Below are 25,528 nucleotides of genomic sequence, written 5' to 3' on the forward strand. Positions count from 1 at the left end.
CGCGAAATCCGTCCGCCGGCGGGGCGCGCCGGGACAAAGGTTAACAACCGGCCGGGAATCGGGGTCCAATCGGCCGGTTCGCCCCTTAACGGGGCATCGGACCCGATTAACGGGGCGTTAATCCGTTGTGCATCGCCTCTTCCGCTCCACTGCATCTGCCGCCGCACGCTGCGTTCATCCCACCGCGCGCGTCCTTAACAGGGGCGGGGCGGCCAGCCCGTTGCGGATCTGAACGAGCGTTCTTTACGCCCTCTGCGTGATCCAGACCCCCAGCGCCATGACCGCGATTCCGGTGGCCCGGGTCAGGGTCAACGGGCTGATCCGCGCGCCGAACAGACCGAAGTGGTCGATGGCCGCGGCCGAGATCAGCTGCCCGATCAGCACGAAGAACACCGCGTTTCCGACACCGAAATGCGGCGCGATGAAGGTCACCGACAGCACGTAGAACGCGACGAAGGCGCCACCCAGAAGCAGGTGCTTCGGCGCGACCCTCACACCTCCGAACCCCTTGGCACCATTGAGAATCCAGACCACGAGACAGATCGCCAGCGCCACGCAGAACAGCACCACCGCCGCCGCCACCGGCGAGGCCAGCCGCTGCCCCAGTGCGGCGTTCAGGGCCGCGAGTATCGGGATGCCCATGCCGGCGAAAAGCATGACCACCGCGTAATGCGTCATCCCCGGCGTCATGGCTTGAAGAACGTCGCGCTGGCCCGCGCGACCTCCTTTTCGTCGGGCAGGCTGACCAGCACCGCCTCTGCGAACAACAGCGCCCGTCCGCCCTTCACCACACGTGCCGTGCAGCGGATCGCATCGCCCCGCGCAGCACTCAGGAGCCGCGTCTCCAGGTTCGTCGTTGCCACGGGAACGAACTCTCCCAGGTGCCCGGCACAGGCAAAGACCATCGCCGTCTCGGCCAGCGTCGAAAGGGCCTGCCCGCAGACTATGCCACCGACACGGGCAATCTCTGCCGTGACCGGAATCTCAAGAACGGCGCCCAATGGTGTGATATCGGACACTTTTGGCTGCAAAGCTTGCACCCATTGGGCGAAATTGTCTTCTAACAGCGCATTTGCGGTGGCAGGATCGAGCATGAGTCTCCCTCGGACGAATTCTGGTCCGACCATGACCGCCGGGACGGCGCCTGTCACGCGCCACAATGGCCGGTCCGCGACAGAGGAGGCCAGGGGGACAGAAGGGGAAGGATTTCGGATGAAGCGTTGGCTGGCACTCGCGGCGGCACTTGGGACACTCTCGGGATGCGCGTTTCTCGAACGGCTTGCAGGTCCGGGACCCGCAGCACCGCAATCCGGCACCATAACCCTGTCCGGGACCGCACCGGCTTCTGCCGTCTACCTCGTGGAACCGCAGGTCACCGTCGTCAACCCGCCGCGCGCGGTGCCGGTGACGCAGGGCGCGCATCTTTACGCGGGCTGGTGCATGGAATGCCACGGGGCCGAGGCGCGCGGATACGGGCGTGTCTCCGGCCAGATGACGGTCAAGCCCACCGACCTTACGACTCTGTCGCTCAACAATGGCGGGACCTTCCCGGCGCGGCGCGTGATCGGGGCGATGCAGGGCGCCGGGGCCTATCACCGTGGCCTGATGCCCGAGATCGGCGGCGCGCTGGACGGTCCGCTGGTGGAGTGGTTCGGTCCCGACGGCACGCCGCACCTGACCACGCAATCCACCATGGACCTGATCGTCTATCTCGAAGACCTGCAGGTCTGACGCAGCGCTTGCATCCGCCACAGGGCGCTGGCATCACAGCCTGAAAAAGAGGGGCTGAAATACATGCGTGCACCGCTGATCGCGTTGGTTATGACCGCCGGACTGGCAGGTTGTGTCGAAGAGACCGAAATGCCGGGACCGCAGGACGGTCGCGCGCTCTTCATGGAGAACTGCGCCGTATGTCACGGCGAGAACGGCAAGGGCGACGGACCGATGGCGCGCCGGATGCAGAAGGCGCCCAAGGATCTGACGCTGATCAAGCTGCGGCACGGTAACGCCTTCCCGCGCGCCAAGATCATGTCGACGATCGACGGGTACGCACGCTCGGACATCAAGGGCCCCGGCATGCCGGAATTTGGCGAACTGCTCGAAGGCGATCTGGTGCCCTTCGACTCGGGCGATGGCATCCAGACCCCCACGCCGCGCAAGCTGGTGGCGCTGCTGGAATACCTCCAGACCATTCAGGAAGAGCGCAAGTAAGCTCCGCAGGAGCGTACGATTTCCGAAGGTTGCACGGCGTGCCTCAAGTGGCATTGATTCAGCGGGGGGCACGTTTTGCCATCCTGACGTGATGCGTCATGGATGCCGGAAAAACTCGTGGTGAAAAGGGTTTGGGTCGTTGGCTTCGAGTCGCCTGCAAACATGTCAGGCGGCGACTGTCTTGCGCACCATGTCCCAGTAAAGCCGCGACACATCATCTGGCCCAAGCCGACCGCCGGGGCGATACCACGTGGTCACGCCTGTCAGCATCGCGATGACGGCAAGCGTTGTCAGCTTGCTGTCGGGCAGGGCAAACACGCCTTTGGCCACTCCGTCGCGCAGGATCGTTTCGAGCGCGTCCTCGTAGTCCCGGCGCAGCCGCTCGATCCTTGAGAAGTTCTCCGGATCCAGGTTGCGCAGCTCCATGTAGGAGATGAAGACCGCCTCTGGCCGATCAAGGTGAAAGGCGATGTGAAAGCGCACGAAAGCCTCCAGCCGCGCTTCGGGCGACTGTGGCGTATCGAGAGAGCGCCAGGCTTCCAGCAGATCGATCATGTGCCCTTCTAGCAGCGAGAACAGCAGCGCCTGCTTGTCGGGGGTGTAGTTGTAGAGTGCGCCAACCTGCACGCCCACCTCTCCCGCGATCTGCCGCATGGAGACCGCCGCGAAGCCGTGCTTGGCGAACAGGTGCAAGGCGGCCTCGCGGATTCGGGGGCCGGTGATCTCGGAGTGGGAGCCTTGGGTGCGCGCCATGCCGCCCAAATTATCTGAACATGCGTTCAGATCAAGGCGGGCGCTTGCGGGAGGATGCGCCATGCGGCAAGACTGGCGCATGAGACGCGCGTACCTTTCCCTTCCGGTGGCCCTGTTGGTGGCCCAGACGGCCTGTACCCAGTTTCCGGAACTGGATGCCGTAGCCACCCCGGGTGTCGAAAACGCGCCCTATCCCCAGCTTGTCCCCATCGACGGCCTTATCGCCGAACCGGCCCCGCCGCGTGCGACGAAGGAGGACATCGCGCAGGTGCAGGCGCGTGTCGGCGGGCTGCAATCGCGCGCGGCGCGTGTCGGGAATGCGCAGGTCTCGCAGTCCGGTTCGGTGGCCGACCGCCTGAAACGTCTGCAACAGAAAGCGGCAGAGCTGCGGCAACAGTGACGCAGGCGGCGCACGCCTTGGCACGGGCACGTGCGCGCGTGGTTGCAGGGGGCATCACTTGCGCGTAACCGGTGTCGCGGAACGTCACCCGGAGGTATGCCCCATGTCCCAACCCCTTCGCCTTGGAATTGCCGGTCTCGGGACCGTCGGCACCGGCGTCGTCAAGATCGTGCGCCAGAAGGCGGCCCTGCTGGAGGCACGTTCCGGCCGGCCCATCGCGATCAGCGCAGTGTCGGCGCGCACCCGTGCCAAGGACAGGGGTGTGTCGCTTGACAGCTACGCGTGGGAAGACGATCCGGTTGCGCTGGCCACCCGCGACGACGTGGACGTGTTCGTCGAACTGATGGGCGGCAGTGACGGCCCCGCGAAGGCGGCTGTCGAAGCGGCGCTGAAAGCGGGCAAGGACGTCGTCACGGCGAACAAGGCGCTTCTGGCACACCATGGCCAAGCGCTGGCCGAACTGGCCGAGGCCAGCGGTTCGGTCCTGCGCTTCGAAGCAGCGGTGGCGGGGGGTATCCCGGTCATCAAGGCGCTGACCGAGGGCCTTGCCGGGAACGAGATCATCCGCGTGATGGGCGTGATGAACGGCACCTGCAACTACATCCTGACCCGGATGGAGGACGGGGGTCTGACCTACGACGAGGCCTTCGCCGAGGCCGACGCCCTGGGCTACCTTGAGGCCGACCCGACGCTTGACGTGGGGGGTATCGACGCGGGCCACAAGCTGTCCCTGCTGGCGGCCATCGCCTTCGGCACGCAGGTCAGCTTCTCCGGCGTTGAGCTGGAGGGCATCGGCGAGGTCACCATCGACGACATCAGGCAGGCCGCCGACATGGGTTTCCGCATCAAGCTTCTGGGCGTGTCGCGGATGACGGGCCGCGGGCTGGAACAGTCCATGGCGCCCTGCCTCGTCCCGGCGTCCTCGCCCCTGGGGCAGCTTTCGGGCGGCACCAACATGGTGGTGATCGAAGGGGACCAGGTTGGCCAGATCGTCATGCGCGGCGCAGGCGCGGGCGAGGGGCCGACCGCCTCTGCAGTGATGGGCGACGTGATGGACGTGGCGCGCGGGCTGCGGGTGTCGACCTTCGGCCAGTCGGCGTCGAAGCTTGTGCCCGCCGTGGCCGCCAAGGCCACGACGCCGGCGCCCTACTATTTGCGGACCCAACTGGCGGACAAGCCCGGCGCCCTCGCCAAGGTGGCGGCCGCGCTTGGCGAGGCGGGGGTGTCGATCCACCGGATGCGGCAGTACGACCACATCGAAGACCGGGCACCGGTGCTGATCGTGACGCACAAGACCACACGCGCCGCGCTCGATCAGGCGTTGGAGGCGATGCAGAAGCTTGCCGTGGTGGTCGCGGCGCCGGTCGCCCTGCGGATCGAGGAAGTCTGAGGCGAAGGCGGCGCATAGCCCCGCCCTACATGGTGTGGGTTCTGGTTGCGCGCGCTGCGGGCGGACTGGGCGGGCGGACCGGGCGTGCAGCCGCGATGCGTGCGGTACAGGGGCGCGATCGGGCCAATTCCGTGAAAATGTGCTGTCCGAACGGGCTTTGCCGGCGGTGAAGGTGGCGGGAAAGGCGCAAGGCGGGGAGGGTTGGCGCAACCAGCCTTGCCCCGCTTGCGGTGGCTGCGCTAGAGCCAAGGCACGCTTCATCCAAAGGAAATACTCTGATGCCCACCCCCAAGGATTTCAATGACCGCATGCTTTCGCTGGGCCTCGCCCGGGTCGCCGAACAGGCCGCGATCGCCAGTGCCGACCTGATCGGCCGGGGCGACGAGAAGGCCGCTGACCAAGCTGCCGTGAATGCCATGCGGGAAGAGTTGAACAAACTCGACATCTCGGGCGTGGTCGTGATCGGCGAGGGTGAGCGGGACGAAGCGCCGATGTTGTACATTGGCGAGGAAGTGGGGCAGGGTGGTCCCGGGGTCGATATCGCACTCGATCCGCTGGAGGGCACAACGCTGACCGCGAAGGACATGCCCAACGCGCTGACGGTCATCGCGATGGGGCCGCGCGGATCGATGCTCCACGCGCCGGACGTCTACATGGACAAGCTGGCCATCGGTCCGGGCTACCCCGTCGACGTGGTGTCGCTGGACATGTCGCCGTCCGAACGCGTCTTTGCACTTGCGAAGGCCAAGGCGTGCCTGCCCCAGGACATCACCTGCTGTATCCTCGAACGTCCGCGCCACGAGGCGATGATCGCCGAGGTCCGCTCGACCGGTGCGGGCATCCGTCTGATCACCGACGGGGACGTGGCAGGTGTCATGCACTGCGCCGAGCCGGTGCTGACGGGGATCGACATGTACATGGGCTCTGGCGGTGCGCCCGAGGGGGTGCTGGCGGCAGCGGCACTGAAGTGCATGGGCGGCCAGATGTGGGGCCGCCTGCTGTTCCGCAACGACGACGAGAAGGGCCGCGCAGCCAAGGCCGGGATCACCGACCTGGACAAGATCTATGCGCGGGATGAGCTGGTGACCGACCACGTGATCTTTGCCGCGACCGGCGTGACGAATGGCTCGGTGGTGTCGGGGATCAAGCGGTCGCCCGGCTGGATCGAGACCGAGACGATCCTGATGCGCTCGAAGACCGGATCGGTGCGCCGGATGCAGTACCGCAACCCCTTCCACCACGATATCTGAGGCGCGGCGCCATCGCTGCGATTGACGGCCCCCGCCTTGTGCGGGGGCTTTTTCATTCTGTCGCTGCCCGGCATCGCATGTGGCCGTGGCGACAAGACAGATATTTCCGCCAAGGTGAAGACCGGGCGCGGTTTCGGGAGGCTTGCGCCTTTGGTGCGCCGTTGTGGCGATGCGGCTGCAGTCTTTCGCTTGCCGGCGGTTTTGGCTATCCCCTGCAGCGGGGCAGTGGAAGGACAGCATTGGCGTATCTGGGTGTAAAGAACAGTCTGTCGGGTCGGCGTTGGGTCGGACCGGACGTGGAAACCGAGCGCCAGGCGGAGCTTCTGGCGCAGCAGACCGGGCTGGCCCGTCCTCTGTGTGCCATCCTTGCGCGGTTGGGGGTTCCGCCGGAAGAGGCGCAGCCCTACCTGGAGCCAAGACTGCGCGACCTGCTGCCCGATCCGCGGTCCCTGAAGGACATGGAGACGGCGGCCACGCGGTTCCTCAAGGCGGTGTCGGGGCGTGAGCGGATCGCCGTGTTTGCCGATTACGACGTGGACGGCGGATCCTCTGCCGCCCTGCTGATCGACTGGCTGCGGCAGATGGGGCGCCCGGCGACGCTTTACGTACCGGACCGCATCGACGAAGGATACGGGCCGAACCCGACGGCGATGGCGGCGCTGGCCCGTGACCACGACCTGATCGTCTGCGTCGACTGCGGAACGCTGTCCCACGACGCCATCGCGGCGGCAAAGGGAGCGGACGTGGTGGTGCTGGATCACCACCTTGGCGGCGAGACATTGCCCGCCTGTGTGGCCGTGGTGAATCCGAACCGCCAGGACGAGGACGGCGAATTGGCGCATCTGTGCGCCGCGGCGGTGGTCTTTCTGATGCTGGTCGAGGCGGGGCGGCAATTGCGCGAGGCTGGCGCACGCGGTCCGGACCTGATGAAGATGCTCGACCTCGTGGCGCTCGCGACGGTGGCTGACGTCGCGCCGCTGCGCGGTGTGAACCGTGCGCTCGTCCAGCAGGGGTTGAAGGTCATGGGGCGCAGGGAGCGCGTCGGGCTCGTGGCGTTGTCGGACGTGGCGCGGCTGGAACGCGCACCGGAGAGCTATCACCTTGGCTTCGTGTTGGGGCCGCGTGTCAACGCGGGCGGTCGCATCGGTCAGGCTGACCTCGGGGCGCGGCTTCTGGCCAGCGACAACCCGGCGGAGGCACAGGCCATGGCAGAGCGTCTGGAGGCGCTGAACGCGGAACGGCGGGAGATCGAGGCTGCGGTTCGAGCGGCGGCCCTGGCACAGGCGGAAGCGCGCGGGCTGGATGCGCCGCTGATCTGGGCTGCGGGCGAGGGCTGGCATCCAGGGGTCGTGGGGATCGTGGCCTCTCGCCTGAAAGAGCACACCGGTCGGCCCTCGATCGTGATCGGATTGGACGGGGCAGAGGGCAAGGGCTCCGGACGGTCTGTCGCGGGCGTCGATCTGGGTGCATCGGTGCAACGTCTGGCGGCGGAGGGGCTGCTGATCAAGGGCGGCGGCCACCGCATGGCGGCCGGCCTCACCGTGGCCCGGGACAGACTGGAGGAGGCCATGGCCCGGCTTTCCGAACTGCTGGAGAAGCAGGGGGCGGGCAGTGGCGGGGCGTCCGACCTGAGGGTCGACGGCGTGCTGATGCCCGGCGCGGCACAGGTCGACCTTGTCGAGGATCTGGAGCGCGCCGGACCGTTCGGGCAAGGCGCCCCCGGACCGCGATTCGTCGTGCCGGATGTGCGGTTGTCGTTTGCCAAGGTCGTGGGCGCGGGGCATCTCAAGATCACATGCGGGGACGGTCTGGGGGCCCGGCTGGAAGCGATTTGCTTCAATGCCATGGATGGGCCGCTGGGACAGACGCTTCTGAACCACCAAGGGCGGCGCTTTCACCTGGCGGGCAAACTAGACGTGAACACTTGGCAGGGACGGCACACCGTGCAAATGCGCCTCGACGATGCGGCACCTGCGGCAGATTGAGGCTGTATTTCAAAGGGTTGAGAGGTGGCGCGGCGACCTGTCGGGACGCGCTGACAAATCCTGAGCGGTCTGTCGATTTTGTGCTTGCGCGCGGCGCCCGCATTCCCTAGAAGACCGCTCACCACAGCGTGGCCCGTTCGTCTATCGGTTAGGACGCCAGGTTTTCAACCTGGAAAGAGGGGTTCGATTCCCCTACGGGCTGCCACTTCTCCCTTGATATTCAATCCTGTGACGCTACGGACGTGACAGAAAACTTGCGCGTAGCCAGGTCAAAGATTGGTCTTGCACATCGCCACGCGCTTACGTAGAAGACCGCTCACCACGATGTGTGGCCCGTTCGTCTATCGGTTAGGACGCCAGGTTTTCAACCTGGAAAGAGGGGTTCGATTCCCCTACGGGCTGCCACTTTGTCATGACATCGCCAAAAGCAATGCACCGACGGCTTGTGCTATTCGGACGCTTGGCCAAGCGCGGTCGAGGCATCTCTGATTGTTGGTGTGACTGTCGCTGCCTGCGCCGCCACTGGTAGTGCCATTGCAGCGCAGGTCGTGCACGGCGGCGCGACGTGCCCCTGCAATGTGGCAAGAGCCAGGAATGTCAGGATGTTGTGGTGGCGTGGGGGACTACCACATTTTTAGCGATAACAATCACTTAGCGAAAATATTGCCACAAGCGACGTGCCACATGGCCGGGACTATCTGGGACTATCTGTAGGTAACGCATTGAAAATGTTGACTAATAAGATGGGCCTGCCTCTATGATGAAGCAGGCCCTATTTCGTGCCACAGTTTTTGTCGATTTGGCAACTGCGTGCCCATTCTGCCACGGTTCGTCAGGCGAGGATGAAGTCGTGCGTCACACCGACCTCCAAGAACATCTGGACCGATGCCCGGAAGGAGTCCTTGAACCGCAATGCAAGGTCTGGGTTGCACCCCAGGCTGACCACCCGTTTCACGCCCGCTTGGATAAGAAGGCCGGCACAATTCGAGCAGGGTGGTGCGGTGAGGTAGGCGGTGGACCCGGCAAGGCTGTTCGAGGGGCTTTGCAGGACCGCGTTCGCTTCTGCGTGCTGGACCATGAGGTACTTCGTCGGGCGATCTTCGTACCGCTCGGGCAGATCGACCACGCCCCGGGGGAAACCGTTGTAGCCCATGCCGACCAAGCGGCGTTGCTCATCGACCAAGATGCAGCCGACTTTGGTGCTGGGATCACGGGATGCCGTGGCGACGTGTACCGCCATGTCGAGAAAGAAGCGATCCCACCAGTCGGGCGCGCGGTGATGGTTGGCCATCCGCTACCTTGGTTGCCCTGCCACCCCCTATCACCGACATGCCGCCCGTATCCACTTCACCGCGATGATTACGCGGATCGAAGAACCCGGCTGCAAATACGACTTCATGCCCATCCTCCAGGGCGAGCAAGGCAAGAGAAAGTCCACGTTCATCCGAATGATGGGGATGGGGTTCACCGGTGAACTCGATTTCAACTATCACGACAAGAAGGGGATGATTGAGTCGTGCCTGGGCCGGTGGGTGATGGAGTTCCCCGAACTGGTGGGCTTCAACAAGGCCGAGTCGGAACACATGAAGCGTTTCGCAACGGCGGTCGAGGACGACTACCGCGTGCCCTATGAGTAGTTCCAATCTCGCATTCGGCGGACCTTCGTCTTCATGGGGTCCACCAATGACGAAAGCTACCTGCGCGATCCCACCGGCAACCGGGGCTATTGGCCTTTGAAGCTGAACATCGAAGGGGCGATTGACACCGACGCCTTCAAGGTCGAGTTGCCGCAGATCATGGGGGAAGCCTACGCCTGTTACGTTGCTATGCGTGAGGCCAAGCCCACGGGCGATCTGCCGCTCTACCTGGTGGACCCGGAAGCCCAGCGAGAGGCCACGGCCTTGCAAGAGGGTGCCCGCGTCGAGACCCCGGCTTCGATCCTGTCGGAACAGTTGGGCGCATGGCTGGATGCCCCCGTTGGGGAAGACTTCGATGACCTCGACGGCACAGAGCCGCGCTATCGGGATCGCATCTGCACACAGCTGATTTGGACGGATTTCATGTCGCAGGACGGGCGCAAGACGATCCCGCATCAAGAAGTCCAGTCGATCAACAACGCTATGAAGATGGCGCGGGGCTGGGAGGCGAAGTCGTCCATCAGGTTCGAAAACATGGGTGTGAGGCGCGGTTGGGTGCGAAGCGAAGCCTTTGCACCGATGCCCAGCCGTTCACCTAAGAGGCGGCAGCTGCGAGATCCCGAACCCGAACCCCTCGACCTTCTGTAGTAAGAACGGACCACCCGCGGAGGTGGCCCTTTGCATCTTGTGGTGCCGGTGGGTGCTGTCAGGGCTCGGAGCTTGACGACCGCTTCTAGCCCTCCCACGGCAACGGGGTAAACCGAAGCATCGGTTACTCGGGGCGGAAGCGTCGATCAACACGAAGGGCGGAGAGCTGCCATTCGCTGTCAGTGCGAAAACATCGTATGACCATATGAAAGCTGACATCGATTATCGAAGTGTTTGGAACACTTACACTCAGGTTGGCTTGGCCGGAGGTGGACAAAGCCGCCTTTTCTTCTTGTGCTGCTCACGCTACACACTCTTCGAACGATAACTCAAACCAATCTCCATTCGAATGTTCCGCATTGGTTCGAATTGTGGTATCGGTTGTTTAGATACCCGTTTTTGAAAGGTACTAAATGTCGACTCGGCTCTTTGTTAGCCACTCGTGGTCATACAGCGAACGCTACAATGCGATGGTGAACCTGCTCAACAATTGCCCCTATTTCAATTTTACGAATTATTCGGTTCCAGAAACGAAGGCATTTGGGCTGATGGCCCAGTACAAGATGAAGGACGAGTTGCAGGACCAAATTTGGCCTGTCAACTGCGTAATAATCATTGGTGGCATGTGGGCCAACCACAGCGATTGGATTAAGTTCAAGATGGACTTCGCCAAGAGCATCAACAAACCGGTCCTCGGCGTCCGCCCACGTGGTGCGCAAGTTATGCCGGTTGCGGTCACGCTGGCGTCGAATCTGGTAGTGAGTTGGAACTCAGACTCGATCGTCGCAGGCATTAGGCAAATCACTTGACCAAACCCGACCTCGAATACCCGGCGCTATACGACAGCGCAAACAACGGTGCTATTAGAGCCCAGAGCCGCTTCCTGCGTACGGTCAGGCTTGAATACTCTCTATTGTTCTGCGTCAGTGTTGCGAGCGCGACTCGTGGCATATCTGGGATAAATCCCTTACTTATAACACTTTTACTTGTGGTGCTAGCCGGCCTTTTCGTCTTCAAAATCTTCAAGCGTCTTGATCAAGATTGGTACCGCTGCCGCGCCCTTGCAGAATCCGTCAAGACATCGACATGGCGGTTTTCTATGCGTGCACATCCCTTTGAGGATACAAGCAGTATTGAAGTACCGAAGACAAACTTCAGAAACCTACTAAAAGATATCCTGCAAACCAACAGACACATCGCAGCCAACCTCGAAACGTCCGTTACCGAACAGGTCACAGGATCGATGATTGAGATCAGAAAATTACCGCTCAATCAGCGGATGGACTACTACGTCAGAAACAGAATTGACAATCAGCAGGCTTGGTACTCAAAGAAATCGACAGCAAGCAAGGCGGCTCTCTCATTTTGGGTCGTGGCCACCATTGTACTGTATATAATTGCTGCGATTGCGCTAAACGCAGAGCAACTAGGTCTGCCGTCGGCAACGCTCGCATTTGATCCGCTGATTGTCATTGTGACCTCAGCTCTCGGTTGGCTACAGATGAAGCGCCACGGCGAGTTGATGGCCAGTTATAACCTTACCGCCCATGAGATCGGAATCCTTCTCGGCGATTTGGAAGCAGTCAAGACAGAGGATGAGTTCTCTGACTTAATTAATGAAGCGGAGCTGGCATTTTCGCGGGAGCATACGCAGTGGGTCGCTAGGCGCGATGCAAATTGAAACAACGTTAGCAACGCAAGAAACCGTTCCATGCAGGAACACCGGTAGATCACTCTACTCTAGTATATCTTTCCAACTTGACACTAAACTGCACGTCAATATCTGAGAAATATCCCAATTTATTGGCACTATTTTGACAATACTTTTGACAGCCAGCTGCCTAAAGCCTGTTTGTAAACATCCGAATGCACACGATTGAAAACAGAAAGAGGCTTGTTGTCGATTTCATACCATGCTTCGCCACCAGCGCTCCACGGCATCAGTATCACTCTGTTTAGATCGAAGTCTTCCGAGAAGATATTTCCCGACCTTTCAATAATGTCCGATACTATTTGTACAATCTCACGCGACTTTTCACGCATTGGAGGAAAGATCGCGCAGGACTTTTCTTCCTTGTTCTTAGCATATACCTCAAAGAACTCCCACTTGAGGCCTGGTGACATCAAGGTGCCAGGAGGTAGCACAAACAGAATTGCTTCCGCAGTGTTTATTAATCTCGTCACGTCTTTCTTCCAATCGATGTCCGTCGTAACATAGGTCGGACCAGGTACTAGTTCGTCCTTTTGGGGAGCGACGACAGAAAGCACGTCAACGTCTTCGTAGGTTTTTGTCTGGTTTCGAACTAGTTGCTCAATGGTTGATGCTTCTACAACTGGAAAGAGCAGCTTATGCCAAAAACCTCGTCTTTCCGGCAAAATTAGAAAGCCATCACAGTCAAATGGACGAAGTACCAAAACGACTCGTCGCCGCTTAAACCGATTTGCCTGCAAATATTCAGAAACTGACTGTGTTTCAACTTCAGTACGACGCTTGTGCTGCTCAAAAACGGTGACAACACCCACGAGCAGTGAGAATAGGGCTGTTGCGGCAATAATACCAAAAAACACCAGCTTGCCTTGTAAGACTTCTGATAGTGGAAGTTGGACTTCATATGTGCCGTCAGACATAGACGTTATTGGGCCGTGTTCTGATAGCCATGGAACAAACACTTTCCCACCTAGAAGAAGGATTAAAAAAACCACAACGACAAATAGCCTGATGCCAAATGGTATTAGATTTAGAGTCATGAAAGATCTCATCAAACGTCTATTTCGGCTCTGCAAGAAATTCGCTCCATCGGATACTGGTATTGAGTTTATCAGATTTTAGTTCAAGGAACCCAAGTAGGTCTTCGTTCACTTCCCTGTTAGGAAATTCTTTCCTTGATTTTGGATCAGGCTTGAGCAGGCATTTTGCCATATGGGTCAACCCAGAGTGAGCTATGCCCGAAAGTTGGTGACGGCGTGATCAGGCGGCGTTTTGAAGTTGCTTGATCCCGTCCTTGAATTCAATCCCTTCGATGATTTCAGGCATGCGGTTAGCACCATCGAGTTTACGCCATTTTTTCTGGGCTGACATCATTAGCTTGAAGGCCATGGCGAGCCCGGTTTGGCGGCTGAGGCAGCCCTTGGTTTTGCCGGTGCGATGCCGCACCGTGGCGAAGGTGCTTTCGATGGGATTGGTTGTGCGGATGTGCTTCCAATGTTCAGTGGGGAAGTCATAGAACGCCAGGAGCACGTTGCGGTCTTTGGTCAATTTGGCGACGGCCTTGTCGTATTTCACACCGTAGGATGCCACGAAGAAATCAAAAGCGGCCTCGGCATCCACACGCGTCTCGGCTTGCTAGATATCATGTGTGAGCGTGCATCAAAAGTCTGCTTGCTGCCCTCCTCATCGAACGCCCCATCCGCTTAATCCACGATTTGCGCTGGCAGCGAATGGCTAAAAAGTCCGCACACCGACGATAAAGCCGTCAAAATGCTGCGCTCTGCACGAATGGCAGCAATGACGGCTGCACCGCAGCATCTTGAGTAGGTTTTGGAGGTCGGCTGTGGGCCGTTCAGCGACGACTTGGCTGGCCGACGAGGCGGTGGGGCTCGCGGCACCGCCGCATGTCTGCTCCGAGCCCTTTCTTCGTCTCGAGAGGCAAAGCTTGAACGTTGAGCGCTTCAATCAGAAAGCGTGAACAGGTCTTCGACCGAAACGCCCAGACATCTCGCTAAACGCAGGGCCAAGGTCGTCGATGGCACGAACACGCCGTTCTCTACCGTGTTGATTGTCTTGCGGCTCACCTCGACCATGTTTGCCAGCTCCATTTGGGTAAGTCCGGCCTTCAGTCGATGGACCTTCAAATGGACGATGAGCTGATCCGTGGATCTCATTTGCGCAACACTGCGACAGCCATCCAGGCCGAGGGGGCGCAGATCAGCAGGACACCCAGCGTGAGGAATGCGCCGTCCAAGTTCACCGTAGAGTATTGTGTGGAAAAGAAAAACACCCAGAAGGAAAGGACAGCGCACCAGTATCCGAACTGGTAAGCGCCGCGGTGTGACGCAACGGCCATCTCGTCCCAGGTGGGGCGGATGCTGCGCGGGAAGAACACGGAAACCAGGAACTGCGCGACGCCGCCAAGAACGGCAAGACCTCCGAGCCAAACAACAAGTTCGGCGGTGACGGTTTGCGTGACCGCATAGACACCGAGCAGTCCGACACCAAAAGCGGTGACCATGAGATTAGCGGCAAGGCGCGTGATGGCGAGCGGGTTCATGTTCATCTCCCTGTGTAACCTATGGGTTACATAGGGCGACCCCCTGTGTAACGTCAAGGTTGCTTCAGAGGAGATTTCGAAGGCCCCAAAGTCCCGCACTGCTGACCTTGGACTGCCAGACCATGCTGCACCAGGTCATGGACGACCGCTTCGGGGAAGCTGCCCTGCGGCGAGGCCCAGCCTGGCGAAGGTCGGCTCTGGGCCGCGAGCGACGGCCGCTGGTGCAAGCCCGGCGTCCGCCTCCGCTGCAACGCCGCATGTCCGCTTGGAGCCCTTCCACGACATCCGTGGCGAGGTTCCGGCACCGACCAGCGGTCCCGAAACCCCTTCGCTTTATATCGTGAGGCCGCAGGCCTTCCGGATGGCGACCTGGACTGGCGACGGTGCAAGCTTCGGATCGAATTCCATGCTGGGCACCAGCGGCGGGTGAGCCATGAAGCGCGGGTCGGTCCCATGATGCGGCTGCGCCGCATGGACCACAAAGGGATGGCACAGGTAGACCGTCCCCGCCGCTCCGGTGGCGAGAGCGACCTCACACTCTTGCGTGGAAGCATAGCCCCCGGTCGAAAGCTGCCTGAGCGTGGCACCGGCCTTGCCATGGGGCAGAAGCTCACGGGCGATTGTGGCGTGCGAGCCCTTCCGTATCCGGGTGGGGGCATCGTCAGGCCCGACATCCGAGAACAGGAAGAGCATCAGCAGCGCCCTTCCGCTGCTCATGACGTTCGCCCGCCATTCCATGAAGTCGGGGTTCCCGGTCCCGAAGCTCATGTCCACATGCCAGCCATCGTCCCCGGCGCTTTCCTGTGACGGAAAGCGGATCGGGAATGTCCCGAGCCCCTGTGGGACCAGCCACCGGCCTTCGCCGACGAGAGTATCATAGGCGGCATGCAGGCGAGGCGTATTGGTGGCAGCCACGAAAGGTGGCGATGATTTCCAGCCAATACGAACGACCGGCTCCGTCCACTTTTCACGCCGGTCCGGGGAGAGGCCCATATCGGCCCACAACTCGTTCCGACACACCTCGGCAAGATCGCGGCTGAAGGCATCTTCTACCTTCACGAAGCCGTCGTTGATGAAGTTTTCGACCTGATCCGCAGTCAGGCCGGTCATTCGGGGAAGGGACATTTCACGTCCTCCTTATCGGCTGTCGCAGTGCGCAGCCGTCACGATTCAAAAAGCGCAGAAGCGCCAGCGACGAGGGTCGCTCAGAATCGCGGGAAGAAGGTGGACGTACACATCATGGCTACTGGATATTTCTGCTACTCGGATAGGTCAAGGTCGGCCTTCCGGATACCACCGCGAGACCACGACCGGCGGGCACCTGTATGGCCGAACCAAGCGTCCGCTTAGTCCGCACTGCGGACCTTTGCTGCCGGAAAACGCTGCGCGATGCACGAATGGCTGCTTCGGTGACGGTGCATTGCGGCATCGACGGTCGCTTCGAACGGCAGGTCTGGGCCGGGAGCGTCGGCGGCGTTCTCATCTACACGAGCGGGCGGCTTCCCGACCTTCTCTGCGGGCGCGAGGCCTGAGCCGGCTCCATGCAGAAGCGGACTTCCAGACTGGATACCATACCGGAGCTTGACCGATCGACATTGAGGGAGGGAGGAGACATCCACCGAGCGCACGACGAATATACAGCTTGGGATCACGCTGTCTGTCCGTTTCCGAAGAGCGAAGCCGATAAAGCAGACAACCAGTATCGGTTCGACCCTCCCCTGGCGGACCGTGCGGGATACCATTCGACACGACACCTGTGCCATAGCCCGATCGACCTAAGTTTGAGCGAAACTTGCAATCTTCCGAAAACCGTCTTCGCACGGCCCACTCAGCCGTTCTTCAGGATGTTGCAGGCCCCACGCCTTCTGACAGCAGGGTCTCGGCGACATCCATCGCCTCTTTGCGAGTCACTGCAATCCTCAACGGAAAACCCCAGAATTTGGAAAAGACCGCGCCGAAAGCCTTAAAGGCCAGTCGCTTGGCAGCACTCGGCTCAATCACAATCATCGCCAGCACAAGCGTCCGCAGTTCCGCCTTGTGCTTCTTCATCCACAGCGCGGTGCGCTTCCTTTCTTCCTGGCTGTGGTCGTGGCCTTCGTCTTCGGTCGGAGCGTTATCGCTCAAGATCACGAAGGGCGCGCGGCGCTTAAAGCACGCTTCGAGTGCCGCGAAGTCCTCGTCGTGGTCGTGATCGGGCGCTTCGTCATAGCTCATCCAGACAAGCGGAAAATTCTTGATATCCAAGGGCATGTGCCGTCTCCTAGCGAGAATGGATGGTTTCAGATCGAGCGAATGTGTCGCCACGTAAAGATAAGCGCGACCACGCCCGGCAGCGTGACAGCCAGCAGTTCCAGACCCACGAGATGGCCGCCATCGCGCAAGCCATCGAAGACGCCAGCGAGCGTGCTCATGACGAACAGCAGACCACCGAGTATGAGCATCGCCCAGTCGGTCGCGCGCCGCGCGGCCAGCGCCAGCAAGGGCGGGACGACCCAGGCGCCATAGAAAATCGACACGCCCCACAAGGCGGCGGGATCGAACGTCATGGCCTGCATCGTTCCGCCGCTGCCGACATAGGCGTTCAGATAGGAAAAGCACTGGATCGTGACAAAGAGTGCGGCACCAACTGCAGGGATGAGCCATGCGAGCGCGAGCTTGACCGGGGCATTGTCGATCACGTGGAAACTCCTGTGCCTATGTGCCGGGCAGCTCTGGCTCTCCAGCAAGGGAGCGCAATCACAAGATCCGCCAGCCGCCTCTGCCCCACAGCAGTACGCCAGCCGGCATATGGCGTCATTGCGCAACCCTGCCACGATATGTTTCAATCCGGCCTGATCTGAGAATGCCGAGGTCTGAGATGTATCTGGACGTCCGTCGCGACTGGCTCGCCTATGTCGACGAGATCCCGCGTGCGCTGGTGGCAGCCAACGCGGTCGCCACCCTTGACGCCCTGGAGCAATCGCCCCGGCACCACCATCAGAAGGCGCAACTGCTCTTCACGGTGCGTGGTGTCGTCAATTGCGAGGTCGACGGCGCAGTCTGGATCGTACCGCCGCAATGCGCCGTGTGGATTCCCGGCGGGCTGCCGCATTCCGTTTTCGGCTCGGGCGAGGTGGAGTGCCTCTCGCTCTTCATTGATCCTCCCGACTCCGCGAACCTGCCGAAAGACTGCTGCACGATCACGGTGTCGCGTTTTTTCCGCGAATTGCTGCTGCGGGCGAACGCTCTGCCAGACCTCTACGACGTCGACGGTCCGGATGGCCGGATCGTGTCCGTTCTCTTCGATGAGCTGGCTGCGGCACCGGTCGAGGATCTCTGCCTGCCCATCCCCGGCGATCCGCGCCTGAAGAAGCTCACCGACCTGTTGATCGCGGCGCCTGCGGATCACGCGAGCGTCGCGGAGTGGGCCTCCCGCGTCGCGCTCAGCGAGCGCAGCCTGAGCCGTCTTTTGGCCGACGAGGTGGGCATGAGTTTCGGCCGCTGGCGCCGACAGTTGCATATCGTGCTTGCCTTGCGGCGGCTGAGCGCTGGTCAGTCGGTTCAGGCCGTCGCCATCGATCTCGGCTACGAAAGCGCCAGCAGTTTCGTGACCATGTTTCGAAAGATGGTCGGCAAGCCTCCAGGCCGCTATCTGCTCGAGCGGAACCGTTTACGATAGGGAAGAGCGATAAGAGCTACCGAGTGTCGTCCACAATCGCCGCTCAGCGAATGCTCCGGCGGGGCGTTCGCCCCGACACGCGACGTGTTCACTGTCAAAACCTCTTTGTGACACCAAGCAGGTCTCAGTGCTCGCCTTCGCAAGCCTGATGATCGGCCAGGGCGTGCAGCACCCGGCAGGGTTGCCCATCGGACTGACCGTCGCAGGTCTTCACGACGCGCACCAATTCAGCCTCCAGCCGCCGCAACCGCGCGATCCGATCCCGGACTTCGATAATCCGATCCTTCGCGATGCGGTGCGCGTCTCCATGGGCAGCCTGGGGCACCTCCTGCAACGCGATCAGTTCGGCGATGGCGTCGAGGTCGAAGCCCAGCTGCCGGGCATGAGCGATAAAGGACAGCCGGTCAAGCTCGGCATCGCCATAGCGGCGTTGCCCCCCGGCCCGTGCGACCGGGATCGGGCAGAAGACCGCGCCCCTCGTAGTAGCGGATCGTCGTTACCTTCACGCCCGTACGCTGCGACAACGCGCCGATGGAATGCCCCTGCATCGCGATTACCCCTTGAAGCTACAGCCACTGTAGATCGTATCTACCATGGGGACGAAACGAATCAAGAGCACTGCCATGACCGACCGATACCCCCGCCGCACCGAATTTCCGGACGTCGACGCCCCCGCGATCCGCCACTGTTTGAATGACCGCATCGCCGACGCCCGGCATGAGCGCGTGCCCCCCGTCCCCGGCGATGGGCGCGCCACACCCCCGGCAAAAACGGATCTTTGGCCGGAGGCGATCTGATGGGACACAAACACACGCACGATCACGACCATGGACAAGGTCACGACCATGCACACGGACATGCGGGCCATTCGCACGGCCCGACCCTCTCGGCCAATGACTCTCCCGAGGCGCGCCGTTCAAAAGAGCGCGCCATCCTCACCGCCGCGGTCCTGACGGGCGGCTTCATGGGGGCCGAGGTCATCGGCGGACTCATCTCCGGATCGCTCGCACTGCTGGCCGATGCGGGCCACATGTTGACCGACTTCGCCTCGCTCCTGCTGGCCTGGTTCGCCTTCCGGCTGGCGCGGCGACCGGCGGATTGGAAGCGGACCTACGGCTTCGACCGCTTCTCGGTGCTGGCCGCTTTCGTGAACGGGGTCACGCTGTTCGCCATCGCGGGGTGGATCGTCGTCGAGGCCATCCAACGCCTGCGCGATCCGCATGAGGTGCTGGGCGGGCTGATGCTCTGGGTCGCCGTGGGAGGGCTCGTGGTGAACATCCTGGCCTTCTGGGTGCTCAGCCGCGCGGAGGGCGACAACCTCAACGTCCGTGCCGCCGCCCTGCACGTCATGGGAGATCTGCTCGGCTCGGTTGCGGCGATTGCGGCCTCGCTCGTCATCATCTGGACAGGCTGGACCCCCATCGACCCGATCCTGTCGGTGCTGGTTGCTCTCCTCATCCTGCGCTCGGCGTGGTCCGTGGTGCGCGAGAGCGGCCACATCCTGCTCGAAGGCGCGCCGGCGGGCTTCGACGCCCGCGCCGTCGCGACCGACCTCGAAGCCACGCTGCCCGGAGTGGCCCGCGCCTATCACGTCCACGCCTGGTCGATCACTCAGGAGCGGCCCATGGCCACGCTGGAGATCGAGCTCGCGCCGGGCGCGGTGGCGGACGACGTGCGCCGCGCCGTGAAAGGCCGCGTGCGCGAGACGACCGGGATGGAGCATGTGACCGTCGAGGTGGCGGCAGGCGCAGAGCACAGGAGGGGTTAAGCGCTATCCATCCCCAGGCAGGAATGGGCCATGGGTGTATCCGAACACGTAAGGTCTTCGCGCGTAGCGTCGCGAAAGCCTGGTTTGTCCAAGGTTTGTTGCTGCTTTCATCGCGAGATGCAGCGGCGACAAATCTGACAGTGAGGAAAGCGCGGGCGGACTTCCCTCCCCCGACGGTTGCTACACGCTGGTGCGCACGGCTGCTTCGAGTAAGTCGTACCGCGGCGTCGGTCTTCCCGTCGAAGGCCTGGTCAGGGCCGTCTCTGCCGGGCAGACCCGCTCATCCGGGCGTCCTTCACACCGTGCTGCTGCATGACCGCTTCGAGCCCTTACTACCAGATGCTGCGGGGTGTTTGAACGACGGGTTCGGCCGTTCTCGGTTGTCCCTGTCGACCAGTCCAGATTGCATTGGCTTTGCTTTACGGTCTATGAGGCGCGTTCTGGCAGGAACGCTTACACGCCCAGCCACCCTAACCCCGTGAAGGCGGCCATGCCGAGGACCATGGTCGCAATAACGTGGTCCGTTCCAATCGCGACGCCAACCGCGATACCGGCCGCGAGCCAGGTCGCCGGTGGTTGTCCGGCCAGCGACGACGCGACCAGGCTGGCCACGATCAGCCCGGGCAATTCATCCAGCACCCAGGTGTGACGCGACTCCCGGATGCGCCCGCCCGCGATAAGCCCGGTCACACGGATCGCGAACGCCGCGATGGCCAACAGCCCGATCACCGCCCAGTATTGCCCACTCATGCGACGGCTACGCTTTTGCGTCGCATCAGAGCGCAGGCCGCCAGCCCGATAAGTGCCCCGACAACGATCCCGTATGCCTGCGGCACCCCGAGGGAGACCGTGGCCACCGTCGCCCCAGCGGCAGTGACCCAAGGCAGAGCTTGCGACCGGCCCCGCCACACGCCGCGCGCCATGGCAATGAAGGCGGCTGTGAACGCAAAGCCGAGGCCGAAGCGTTCGAGGTCGGGTAACACGGCTCCAGTTGCCGCGCCCGCGACGGTCGACGCGGTCCAAACAGAAATCATGACGAAACCCGACCCCAACAGAAACGCCGCGCCGACATCCGTCGACTTCGCGCGCTCTGCCATGGTCAGGGCCCAGTTCTCGTCCCCCGTGACGTGGATCGCGAGGATCTTCCACCGCCATGAAAGCCCGACCAACACGTCCGAGAGAGAGGCGATCATGCCGACGTAGCGCAGGTTTAGCGCGGCCCCGGCCAGCACCGCTCCCAGGACCGTGCCGGTCGTGGCGAATTGCTCGACGGCTACGATCTGCGACGACCCGGCATGGACGGACGCGCTCATCAGGCCAACGCCCCACGACGGAAAGCCGACCTGCGCCGCCAGCAACCCAAATGCGAAGCCGTAGACGGCTGCGCCGAGGGCAAGGGGAAGGATGGTAAGGGCACCGTGTTTCATGCCATTCAACATAGGTGGATCAGCTGATGCGAAGTATACTGATCTTGGCAAATTGATGATCGGATCGCATCATGTATACGGTATATGTTGCATGGGGGAATCATGGACGCGCCGGACCGGAAGTTACTCGATCAGCTGCAGCGGAACTCGAAGGTATCGATCCAGTCTCTTGCCGACACGATCGGGGTCTCGACCGCATCCGTGCAGCGGAGGATGCGATCGCTACGAGAGGCCGGCGTAATCCAGCGCGAAGTGGCCATCCTCGATCCCAAACCCTTGGGCCTTGGCATCACGGCCATCGTTGCGATCGAGCTCGAGCGTGATCGGCTCGACCAGATCGACACCTTCAAGCGCAAGGCGCGGGAAGATCGGCAGGTGACTCATTGTTACTGCATTGCTGGGGACGCGGACTTCGTTCTTGTCGTGATGGCCGCAGACATGGCGGATTACGAGGCGTTCACGCATCGGTTCTTCTTTGCCGACAAGAACGTCCGCAAGTTCAGAACGTCCATTGTGGTGTCGACAGAGAAGGCCACGTCGGAGTTGCCGATCTGACAAGGTGGATATGATCCTCATCGGCAATGAGCACGTTCGAGATTCGCAGAACCTGTAGCGGTCATTCGAGACTGCGCTGCGGCTCGCCGGTTGTCCGCGCTGCTGACCTTGGACTGCCAGACCATGCTGCACGACTCCTCGGATGGCTGGTTCGGGGAAGCTGCACTGCAGCCATAGCTTGCCCGGCGAATGTCTGGAGAGGACCGGAAGCGACGTCAAGTCAGCGAAGCGATGTTCTGCAGTTCTGTCGGCGTGTCGCCCCAGACGCTCCGACAAGTTTGGCAATAAGGGTGCCTTTTGATAGCGCCTCTATTGTTTGATCATGGGACACAATCTTCATCGTTGCCATCCTTCGCCCATACCCAGCACGCATGCCGCTGCCTGCGTAGGTACATGAGCGGGGTATCGGTGCCAGTATCCAAGCCCTCGGCCTTGGCCCCCTCAAAGTGCCCCTCTGCGGCCTTCAGCCCCTCAGCATCACCGTTGGCATGCACAATGGAACTCAGTATAGGCCAGCTCCTAGCCTTACACTCACGCTGAACGCCCTGCATGTAGTTTCGGATTGAAGTGCCTGGGAAGCGTTTGGTGGTCACCTGAGCCCACAGATCCGTGTAGGTAATCAGCTCTGCCCTAGGGTCAGGACTCGTTCTCTCTCAAAGCCAGAAGATCACGGTCGCAGCGAGTGCGATCGCTGAGAAGAAGGTCTTTGGGCATCGGTCATAACGGGTCGCCACCCGTCTCCAATCCTTGAGCCTGCCGAACATGATCTCGATCCGGTTGCGACGCTTGTACCTGCGCTTGTCGTACGGGACGGGCGTCTTCCGTTTCGTCCGGCCCGGGATGCAAGGGCGTATCTTCTTGTCTTGCAAGGCTTCTCTGAACCAGTCGGCATCGTAGCCGCGATCTCCGAGCAGCCATTTCACGTCTGGCAGCCCGCCGACCAGCGCACGCGCCCCGATGTAGTCGCTGACGGGGCCGGCAGTCAGGAACAGGTCGATGGGCCGGCCATGGCTGTCGCAGACGGCGTGCAACTTCGTGTTCATGCCTCCCTTCGTCCGGCCAATCAGCCGTCCACGCCCCCCTTTTTCACGCCCAGGCTGGACGCCGTGCGATGGGCCTTCAGATGAGTTGCGTCGATCATCACGGTCGTCTCCTCACCATGCTCGCCCGCCAGCCCGGCCATGATCCGGGCGAAGACGCCTCTATCGCTCCACCGCTTCCAGCGGTTGTAGAGTGTCTTGTGCGGGCCGTATTCCCTTGGCGCATCTCGCCACCGCAATCCATTGCGATTGATAAAGATAATACCGCTCAGAACGCGCCGGTCATCAACCCGGGGCTTGCCGTGCGACTTGGGGAAGTAATGCTCCAGACGCGCCATCTGCGCATCGCTCAACCAGTAGAGATCAGACATGTTCACCGCTCGTTTTCGAACGGTGAATCACGCTCGCTCAACCAAATCAATGGGTCCTGAACCTAGAGGCGACCTTGCGCAGCAACTCAACTGCCAAGTTGACATCCCAGTCGGCGCGCTCATCGAGCAGTGCTTTGGTCCGCTCGTACACCGCCTTGGCCTCGGAATTCTTGTTTAGTTGCCGGTAGGCGTTTTCATTGATGCGCTGCAGGGCAGGGAGAGGCGTTTCTTGGTAGTTCATTGTACTCTGCTCCTTGGCTGAAATACACCTTAGTAGGTAGCGTCCGAGGACGCTACCCTCTGGGTGCTTCGGGTTAAGGTACTGCCGACGACAGCTTTGTCCGGTCCTCGAAGCTGCGCTGCTGTGTGCAGGGTCGAGCCGCAGGGCAGCGAAGGGCCTGTCACTATTGCGACAGATGGCAAACCTGGAAATCAGGCGGTGCTTGAAGCCAATCACGCAACACTCCGGTCTAAGACGCGACCCGTTTCCCGAGTTGGATCTTCACGCCGCCGCTTTCGTCAATTTGGTATGAAATAACCTCATAAACGGCAATCAGCTTGCCCGACCCGATTATTTCTTGATTCTCATCTTTTCCGCCATGTCGGACGATGGCGTACTCACTTGTTTTAAGAGCTTCTATGAACTGCTCGTACTTTTTTGAAAAACCGTGACGAGGGCCCTTGAAGGGATCGTCGTAAACCTGGTTGGCATGGATGCGTGCGCTGTGCAGCACTGGAGCATTGCAAATATTCAAGCCTCGGCCCTTTGCATAGCCAGTCCACGATGAGCGATATGTAAAGCCGGAATATAAATCTCTCATCTTGATCATTGGAATCTTCTTTCACATGTAAACTTTCTAGTTGGATGTAACCATACATGGCATAGAGTTGCCCAATTACATTCTTCCTTGTTATAGCCAACGAATGTCTGGCGCAGTGTGCTGTAACGCGGCATCTTCAACCTTTTCAATAGTCAGCTTTGGGCCGTGAGCGACGATGGCTGCGGCGCGCCAAGTGCTCCGCTCGCGGCGCCGCCGCAAGTCGGGTTCGAGCCCACACGTGCCAATACCGCCGCATTTAGGATGTTGCAGTTTCGCATCAATGTTTCCGCTATCGGCACGAGTTACCTTTCATTTATGCAGTAAGCACTCAGCCCTTCAATTAGACTTGTTAACAGTAGATCTGTGGATAAGGGGGTTGATTCATGCTAAGATCCAGATCAATCATTGGATTTTCGTTGATGTTAGCAACGTCGGCAGCCGCAGACCAAGGTCTTTTTCCTTTTGATTTGGTGCCGACTGCAGAACCTATAAGGTACCAAGACGAAACAGCGACCGTCGAGCTTGGAAAGCGTCAACAGCTTGGCTATCGTAGCTTTAAAAACGCCAATCCAAGATATTTCGCCGCCTTCGCCATCGATTTGAACAATGACTATTTTTATTGGATTGACAACACGTCCAGCATGGAGGCTGCCCATCGTATTGCAAAAACGGGGTGTCACGTGACCTCCAACCGCCCAAATACCGAATGCAAAATCTACGAGGCGGTCCGCCCCGTCGGCGGTGCAAAAGCAAGCAGTCTCGGCGATTTCCCTCAGGAGTTGGTTTTGTTTGTCATTGAGGAACTACCTCAACTCGTTGCAAATTTAGACGCAACAATAAATGACATTTCTTACCCTGCAGACAAAAATGCAACTACATACTTTGGCGTTTCGAACTCGCCAGCAGGAGGTTGGGCTGTGTCTGCTCCAAAACAGAGGAAGTCCCTCGCTGCCAGCGATGCTAGGGAGCAATGCGAATTGATACACGGTGTGAACAATCTGGATAGTTTTATCTATGAATTCGACATTTCGCTCTTCAAAATCCTCAAACGCAACAAGGTGTTGACCTGTAGTGATGCCCTCGTTTTCAGCGTGGACTAACTGGGCCCGTCTCTCTTCAGCAGCCTGCTAGAGGCCAAAGAGCAAGAGTGAAGCGCTTCGTTTAACAAGTGTTAATCGCGTGAGAGCGAACCATCTGGCTTCAACCGCGAATGCACCCTTTGTCCCGCGCTCGCTGCCATCCTTAGCTCTCCGAAAGTGCTGCGCGATGAAGTAATGGCCGCTCAGGTGAAGCTGCACTGCAGCGTCCAGCTAGGAAGCGAACGGTAGGTCAAGGCCGGTATAGGC

At 60.7% G+C, this 25,528-nt stretch carries 29 protein-coding genes, 2 tRNA genes and 3 pseudogenes; 17 read left to right on the forward strand and 17 right to left on the reverse strand.

Features of this window, described 5'->3' with window-relative positions:
• Nucleotides 1-243: 243 nt before the first annotated feature.
• Nucleotides 244-678 carry a DMT family transporter gene (locus tag ABFK29_RS07030; protein ID WP_040604295.1) on the reverse strand — a complete coding sequence of 145 codons (435 nt, stop codon included), beginning with the start codon at nucleotides 676-678 and terminating at the stop codon, nucleotides 244-246.
• Between the two features lie 8 nt (nucleotides 679-686).
• The gene (locus ABFK29_RS07035) at nucleotides 687-1,019 is read right to left on the reverse strand and encodes a PaaI family thioesterase (RefSeq protein WP_232281519.1); all 333 of its coding nucleotides are present in this window, start codon (nucleotides 1,017-1,019) and stop codon (nucleotides 687-689) included.
• Between the two features lie 193 nt (nucleotides 1,020-1,212).
• Here ABFK29_RS07035 and ABFK29_RS07040 point away from each other — a divergent pair, with 193 nt between their 5' ends.
• Together ABFK29_RS07040 and ABFK29_RS07045 are read left to right on the forward strand one after the other, a co-directional pair.
• A complete protein-coding gene (locus ABFK29_RS07040; RefSeq protein ID WP_005856438.1) occupies nucleotides 1,213-1,731 on the forward strand; it encodes a hypothetical protein in 519 nt (172 codons plus the stop codon).
• 63 nt (nucleotides 1,732-1,794) lie between these two features.
• Nucleotides 1,795-2,211, forward strand: coding sequence for a c-type cytochrome (locus ABFK29_RS07045; RefSeq protein ID WP_005856440.1), 417 nt, complete (start codon nucleotides 1,795-1,797; stop codon nucleotides 2,209-2,211).
• Between the two features lie 165 nt (nucleotides 2,212-2,376).
• Here the strand turns inward: ABFK29_RS07045 and ABFK29_RS07050 are convergent, their stop codons facing one another.
• Entirely contained in the window at nucleotides 2,377-2,964 is a 588-nt protein-coding gene (locus ABFK29_RS07050; RefSeq protein ID WP_005856442.1) for a TetR/AcrR family transcriptional regulator, read from the reverse strand.
• A 79-nt stretch (nucleotides 2,965-3,043) separates the two neighbouring features.
• Between ABFK29_RS07050 and ABFK29_RS07055 the strand changes: the two genes are divergently transcribed.
• From ABFK29_RS07055 to ABFK29_RS07080, 6 genes are all read left to right on the forward strand, one after another.
• Nucleotides 3,044-3,364 carry a hypothetical protein gene (locus ABFK29_RS07055; RefSeq protein ID WP_050772375.1) on the forward strand — a complete coding sequence of 107 codons (321 nt, stop codon included), beginning with the start codon at nucleotides 3,044-3,046 and terminating at the stop codon, nucleotides 3,362-3,364.
• 103 nt (nucleotides 3,365-3,467) lie between these two features.
• On the forward strand, nucleotides 3,468-4,754 hold the full coding sequence (locus tag ABFK29_RS07060) for a homoserine dehydrogenase (RefSeq protein WP_005856446.1): 1,287 nt from the start codon (nucleotides 3,468-3,470) through the stop codon (nucleotides 4,752-4,754).
• Between the two features lie 278 nt (nucleotides 4,755-5,032).
• Entirely contained in the window at nucleotides 5,033-6,004 is a 972-nt protein-coding gene (glpX, locus tag ABFK29_RS07065; protein WP_005856448.1) for a class II fructose-bisphosphatase, read from the forward strand.
• 239 nt (nucleotides 6,005-6,243) lie between these two features.
• On the forward strand, nucleotides 6,244-7,989 hold the full coding sequence (recJ, locus tag ABFK29_RS07070) for a single-stranded-DNA-specific exonuclease RecJ (RefSeq protein WP_005856450.1): 1,746 nt from the start codon (nucleotides 6,244-6,246) through the stop codon (nucleotides 7,987-7,989).
• Between the two features lie 130 nt (nucleotides 7,990-8,119).
• Nucleotides 8,120-8,194, forward strand: a tRNA-Glu gene (locus tag ABFK29_RS07075).
• Between the two features lie 125 nt (nucleotides 8,195-8,319).
• Nucleotides 8,320-8,394 (forward strand) — tRNA-Glu (locus tag ABFK29_RS07080).
• A gap of 427 nt (nucleotides 8,395-8,821) precedes the next feature.
• On the opposite strand, the gene ABFK29_RS07085 is transcribed toward ABFK29_RS07080, so the two are convergent.
• Nucleotides 8,822-9,280, reverse strand: a complete 459-nt coding sequence (locus tag ABFK29_RS07085) for a deoxycytidylate deaminase (protein WP_005856452.1) — start codon at nucleotides 9,278-9,280, stop codon at nucleotides 8,822-8,824.
• On the opposite strand from ABFK29_RS07085, the pseudogene ABFK29_RS07090 reads away from it, so the two are divergent.
• From ABFK29_RS07090 to ABFK29_RS07100, 3 genes and pseudogenes are all read left to right on the forward strand, one after another.
• Nucleotides 9,273-10,274 (forward strand): annotated as a pseudogene (locus ABFK29_RS07090) (VapE domain-containing protein). The gene ABFK29_RS07085 and the pseudogene ABFK29_RS07090 overlap by 8 nt on opposite strands.
• Nucleotides 10,275-10,687: 413 nt before the next feature.
• Entirely contained in the window at nucleotides 10,688-11,083 is a 396-nt protein-coding gene (locus ABFK29_RS07095; RefSeq protein ID WP_040604241.1) for a TIR domain-containing protein, read from the forward strand.
• Nucleotides 11,080-11,955: a DUF4231 domain-containing protein gene (locus ABFK29_RS07100; protein WP_040604242.1), complete on the forward strand. Its 876-nt coding sequence runs from the start codon at nucleotides 11,080-11,082 to the stop codon at nucleotides 11,953-11,955. The genes ABFK29_RS07095 and ABFK29_RS07100 overlap by 4 nt, the downstream gene beginning before the upstream one ends.
• Before the next feature lie 128 nt (nucleotides 11,956-12,083).
• On the opposite strand, the gene ABFK29_RS07105 is transcribed toward ABFK29_RS07100, so the two are convergent.
• The 5 genes and pseudogenes from ABFK29_RS07105 to ABFK29_RS07125 all read right to left on the reverse strand — a co-directional run bounded on the left by ABFK29_RS07105 (nucleotide 12,084) and on the right by ABFK29_RS07125 (nucleotide 15,652).
• Nucleotides 12,084-13,022, reverse strand: coding sequence for a hypothetical protein (locus ABFK29_RS07105; RefSeq protein ID WP_157136412.1), 939 nt, complete (start codon nucleotides 13,020-13,022; stop codon nucleotides 12,084-12,086).
• A 220-nt stretch (nucleotides 13,023-13,242) separates the two neighbouring features.
• Nucleotides 13,243-13,617 (reverse strand): annotated as a pseudogene (locus tag ABFK29_RS07110) (transposase); the annotation flags it as partial.
• Between the two features lie 326 nt (nucleotides 13,618-13,943).
• Complete coding sequence (locus ABFK29_RS07115) at nucleotides 13,944-14,090, reverse strand: helix-turn-helix transcriptional regulator (RefSeq protein ID WP_232281521.1); 147 nt, start codon at nucleotides 14,088-14,090, stop codon at nucleotides 13,944-13,946.
• 62 nt (nucleotides 14,091-14,152) lie between these two features.
• A complete protein-coding gene (locus ABFK29_RS07120; RefSeq protein ID WP_157136413.1) occupies nucleotides 14,153-14,542 on the reverse strand; it encodes a hypothetical protein in 390 nt (129 codons plus the stop codon).
• 333 nt (nucleotides 14,543-14,875) lie between these two features.
• On the reverse strand, nucleotides 14,876-15,652 hold the full coding sequence (locus tag ABFK29_RS07125; RefSeq protein ID WP_005856469.1) for a phytanoyl-CoA dioxygenase family protein: 777 nt from the start codon (nucleotides 15,650-15,652) through the stop codon (nucleotides 14,876-14,878).
• A 287-nt stretch (nucleotides 15,653-15,939) separates the two neighbouring features.
• On the opposite strand from ABFK29_RS07125, the gene ABFK29_RS07130 reads away from it, so the two are divergent.
• Complete coding sequence (locus ABFK29_RS07130) at nucleotides 15,940-16,074, forward strand: hypothetical protein (RefSeq protein WP_005856471.1); 135 nt, start codon at nucleotides 15,940-15,942, stop codon at nucleotides 16,072-16,074.
• 307 nt (nucleotides 16,075-16,381) lie between these two features.
• Here the strand turns inward: ABFK29_RS07130 and ABFK29_RS07135 are convergent, their stop codons facing one another.
• Together ABFK29_RS07135 and ABFK29_RS07140 are read right to left on the reverse strand one after the other, a co-directional pair.
• Entirely contained in the window at nucleotides 16,382-16,792 is a 411-nt protein-coding gene (locus ABFK29_RS07135; RefSeq protein WP_005856472.1) for a hypothetical protein, read from the reverse strand.
• A 29-nt stretch (nucleotides 16,793-16,821) separates the two neighbouring features.
• Nucleotides 16,822-17,220 (reverse strand): hypothetical protein, encoded by a 399-nt coding sequence (locus ABFK29_RS07140; RefSeq protein WP_005856474.1) that lies wholly within the window; start codon nucleotides 17,218-17,220, stop codon nucleotides 16,822-16,824.
• Between the two features lie 179 nt (nucleotides 17,221-17,399).
• On the opposite strand from ABFK29_RS07140, the gene ABFK29_RS07145 reads away from it, so the two are divergent.
• Complete coding sequence (locus ABFK29_RS07145; RefSeq protein ID WP_005856476.1) at nucleotides 17,400-18,200, forward strand: AraC family transcriptional regulator; 801 nt, start codon at nucleotides 17,400-17,402, stop codon at nucleotides 18,198-18,200.
• A gap of 124 nt (nucleotides 18,201-18,324) precedes the next feature.
• Here ABFK29_RS07145 and ABFK29_RS07150 read toward each other — a convergent pair.
• Nucleotides 18,325-18,748, reverse strand: a pseudogene (locus ABFK29_RS07150) (MerR family transcriptional regulator).
• A 75-nt stretch (nucleotides 18,749-18,823) separates the two neighbouring features.
• On the opposite strand from ABFK29_RS07150, the gene ABFK29_RS07155 reads away from it, so the two are divergent.
• Together ABFK29_RS07155 and ABFK29_RS07160 are read left to right on the forward strand one after the other, a co-directional pair.
• Nucleotides 18,824-18,997 (forward strand): hypothetical protein, encoded by a 174-nt coding sequence (locus tag ABFK29_RS07155; protein WP_005856480.1) that lies wholly within the window; start codon nucleotides 18,824-18,826, stop codon nucleotides 18,995-18,997.
• Entirely contained in the window at nucleotides 18,997-19,968 is a 972-nt protein-coding gene (locus tag ABFK29_RS07160) for a cation diffusion facilitator family transporter (protein ID WP_005856482.1), read from the forward strand. The genes ABFK29_RS07155 and ABFK29_RS07160 overlap by 1 nt, the downstream gene beginning before the upstream one ends.
• Nucleotides 19,969-20,421: 453 nt before the next feature.
• Here ABFK29_RS07160 and ABFK29_RS07165 read toward each other — a convergent pair whose 3' ends face one another.
• Nucleotides 20,422-20,718: an AzlD domain-containing protein gene (locus tag ABFK29_RS07165; RefSeq protein ID WP_005856483.1), complete on the reverse strand. Its 297-nt coding sequence runs from the start codon at nucleotides 20,716-20,718 to the stop codon at nucleotides 20,422-20,424.
• Nucleotides 20,715-21,395, reverse strand: coding sequence for an AzlC family ABC transporter permease (locus ABFK29_RS07170; protein WP_050772377.1), 681 nt, complete (start codon nucleotides 21,393-21,395; stop codon nucleotides 20,715-20,717). The genes ABFK29_RS07165 and ABFK29_RS07170 overlap by 4 nt, the downstream gene beginning before the upstream one ends.
• Nucleotides 21,396-21,497: 102 nt before the next feature.
• Between ABFK29_RS07170 and ABFK29_RS07175 the strand changes: the two genes are divergently transcribed.
• Nucleotides 21,498-21,950, forward strand: coding sequence for an Lrp/AsnC family transcriptional regulator (locus ABFK29_RS07175; RefSeq protein ID WP_040604297.1), 453 nt, complete (start codon nucleotides 21,498-21,500; stop codon nucleotides 21,948-21,950).
• 653 nt (nucleotides 21,951-22,603) lie between these two features.
• On the opposite strand, the gene ABFK29_RS07180 is transcribed toward ABFK29_RS07175, so the two are convergent.
• The 3 genes from ABFK29_RS07180 to ABFK29_RS07190 form a co-directional block, all read right to left on the reverse strand.
• Nucleotides 22,604-23,361 (reverse strand): IS5 family transposase gene (locus ABFK29_RS07180; RefSeq protein WP_085983410.1). Its coding sequence is split into 2 segments (ribosomal slippage): nucleotides 22,604-23,040 and nucleotides 23,040-23,361, totalling 759 coding nucleotides; the frame shifts between segments, so codons are not numbered across the junction.
• A 46-nt stretch (nucleotides 23,362-23,407) separates the two neighbouring features.
• Nucleotides 23,408-23,602, reverse strand: a complete 195-nt coding sequence (locus ABFK29_RS07185) for a hypothetical protein (RefSeq protein WP_005856493.1) — start codon at nucleotides 23,600-23,602, stop codon at nucleotides 23,408-23,410.
• Nucleotides 23,603-23,831: 229 nt separating this feature from the next.
• Nucleotides 23,832-24,191 carry a hypothetical protein gene (locus tag ABFK29_RS07190; RefSeq protein ID WP_040604244.1) on the reverse strand — a complete coding sequence of 120 codons (360 nt, stop codon included), beginning with the start codon at nucleotides 24,189-24,191 and terminating at the stop codon, nucleotides 23,832-23,834.
• Between the two features lie 374 nt (nucleotides 24,192-24,565).
• Between ABFK29_RS07190 and ABFK29_RS07195 the strand changes: the two genes are divergently transcribed.
• A complete protein-coding gene (locus ABFK29_RS07195) occupies nucleotides 24,566-25,282 on the forward strand; it encodes a hypothetical protein (protein WP_157136414.1) in 717 nt (238 codons plus the stop codon).
• Nucleotides 25,283-25,528: the final 246 nt, after the last annotated feature.

The sequence above is a fragment of the Sagittula stellata E-37 genome (genome assembly GCF_039724765.1).
GTDB classification, from domain to species: domain Bacteria; phylum Pseudomonadota; class Alphaproteobacteria; order Rhodobacterales; family Rhodobacteraceae; genus Sagittula; species Sagittula stellata.

Bases quoted from the DNA above. Each gene is read 5' to 3' on its own strand.
- ABFK29_RS07120 (WP_157136413.1), bottom strand. From the start codon at position 14,542: ATGAACCCGCTCGCCATCACGCGCCTTGCCGCTAATCTCATGGTCACC.
- ABFK29_RS07130 (WP_005856471.1), top strand. From the start codon at position 15,940: ATGGCTGCTTCGGTGACGGTGCATTGCGGCATCGACGGTCGCTTCGAA.
- ABFK29_RS07185 (WP_005856493.1), bottom strand. From the start codon at position 23,602: ATGAACTACCAAGAAACGCCTCTCCCTGCCCTGCAGCGCATCAATGAA.
- ABFK29_RS07085 (WP_005856452.1), bottom strand. From the start codon at position 9,280: ATGGCCAACCATCACCGCGCGCCCGACTGGTGGGATCGCTTCTTTCTC.
- ABFK29_RS07115 (WP_232281521.1), bottom strand. From the start codon at position 14,090: ATGGAGCTGGCAAACATGGTCGAGGTGAGCCGCAAGACAATCAACACG.
- ABFK29_RS07030 (WP_040604295.1), bottom strand. From the start codon at position 678: ATGACGCATTACGCGGTGGTCATGCTTTTCGCCGGCATGGGCATCCCG.
- ABFK29_RS07055 (WP_050772375.1), top strand. From the start codon at position 3,044: ATGAGACGCGCGTACCTTTCCCTTCCGGTGGCCCTGTTGGTGGCCCAG.
- ABFK29_RS07135 (WP_005856472.1), bottom strand. From the start codon at position 16,792: ATGCCCTTGGATATCAAGAATTTTCCGCTTGTCTGGATGAGCTATGAC.
- glpX (WP_005856448.1), top strand. From the start codon at position 5,033: ATGCCCACCCCCAAGGATTTCAATGACCGCATGCTTTCGCTGGGCCTC.
- ABFK29_RS07170 (WP_050772377.1), bottom strand. From the start codon at position 21,395: ATGAAACACGGTGCCCTTACCATCCTTCCCCTTGCCCTCGGCGCAGCC.
- ABFK29_RS07195 (WP_157136414.1), top strand. From the start codon at position 24,566: ATGCTAAGATCCAGATCAATCATTGGATTTTCGTTGATGTTAGCAACG.
- ABFK29_RS07105 (WP_157136412.1), bottom strand. From the start codon at position 13,022: ATGACTCTAAATCTAATACCATTTGGCATCAGGCTATTTGTCGTTGTG.
- ABFK29_RS07060 (WP_005856446.1), top strand. From the start codon at position 3,468: ATGTCCCAACCCCTTCGCCTTGGAATTGCCGGTCTCGGGACCGTCGGC.
- ABFK29_RS07175 (WP_040604297.1), top strand. From the start codon at position 21,498: ATGGACGCGCCGGACCGGAAGTTACTCGATCAGCTGCAGCGGAACTCG.
- ABFK29_RS07125 (WP_005856469.1), bottom strand. From the start codon at position 15,652: ATGACCGGCCTGACTGCGGATCAGGTCGAAAACTTCATCAACGACGGC.
- ABFK29_RS07050 (WP_005856442.1), bottom strand. From the start codon at position 2,964: ATGGCGCGCACCCAAGGCTCCCACTCCGAGATCACCGGCCCCCGAATC.
- ABFK29_RS07095 (WP_040604241.1), top strand. From the start codon at position 10,688: ATGTCGACTCGGCTCTTTGTTAGCCACTCGTGGTCATACAGCGAACGC.
- ABFK29_RS07165 (WP_005856483.1), bottom strand. From the start codon at position 20,718: ATGAGTGGGCAATACTGGGCGGTGATCGGGCTGTTGGCCATCGCGGCG.
- ABFK29_RS07155 (WP_005856480.1), top strand. From the start codon at position 18,824: ATGACCGACCGATACCCCCGCCGCACCGAATTTCCGGACGTCGACGCC.
- ABFK29_RS07040 (WP_005856438.1), top strand. From the start codon at position 1,213: ATGAAGCGTTGGCTGGCACTCGCGGCGGCACTTGGGACACTCTCGGGA.
- ABFK29_RS07145 (WP_005856476.1), top strand. From the start codon at position 17,400: ATGTATCTGGACGTCCGTCGCGACTGGCTCGCCTATGTCGACGAGATC.
- ABFK29_RS07190 (WP_040604244.1), bottom strand. From the start codon at position 24,191: ATGATCAAGATGAGAGATTTATATTCCGGCTTTACATATCGCTCATCG.
- ABFK29_RS07045 (WP_005856440.1), top strand. From the start codon at position 1,795: ATGCGTGCACCGCTGATCGCGTTGGTTATGACCGCCGGACTGGCAGGT.
- ABFK29_RS07160 (WP_005856482.1), top strand. From the start codon at position 18,997: ATGGGACACAAACACACGCACGATCACGACCATGGACAAGGTCACGAC.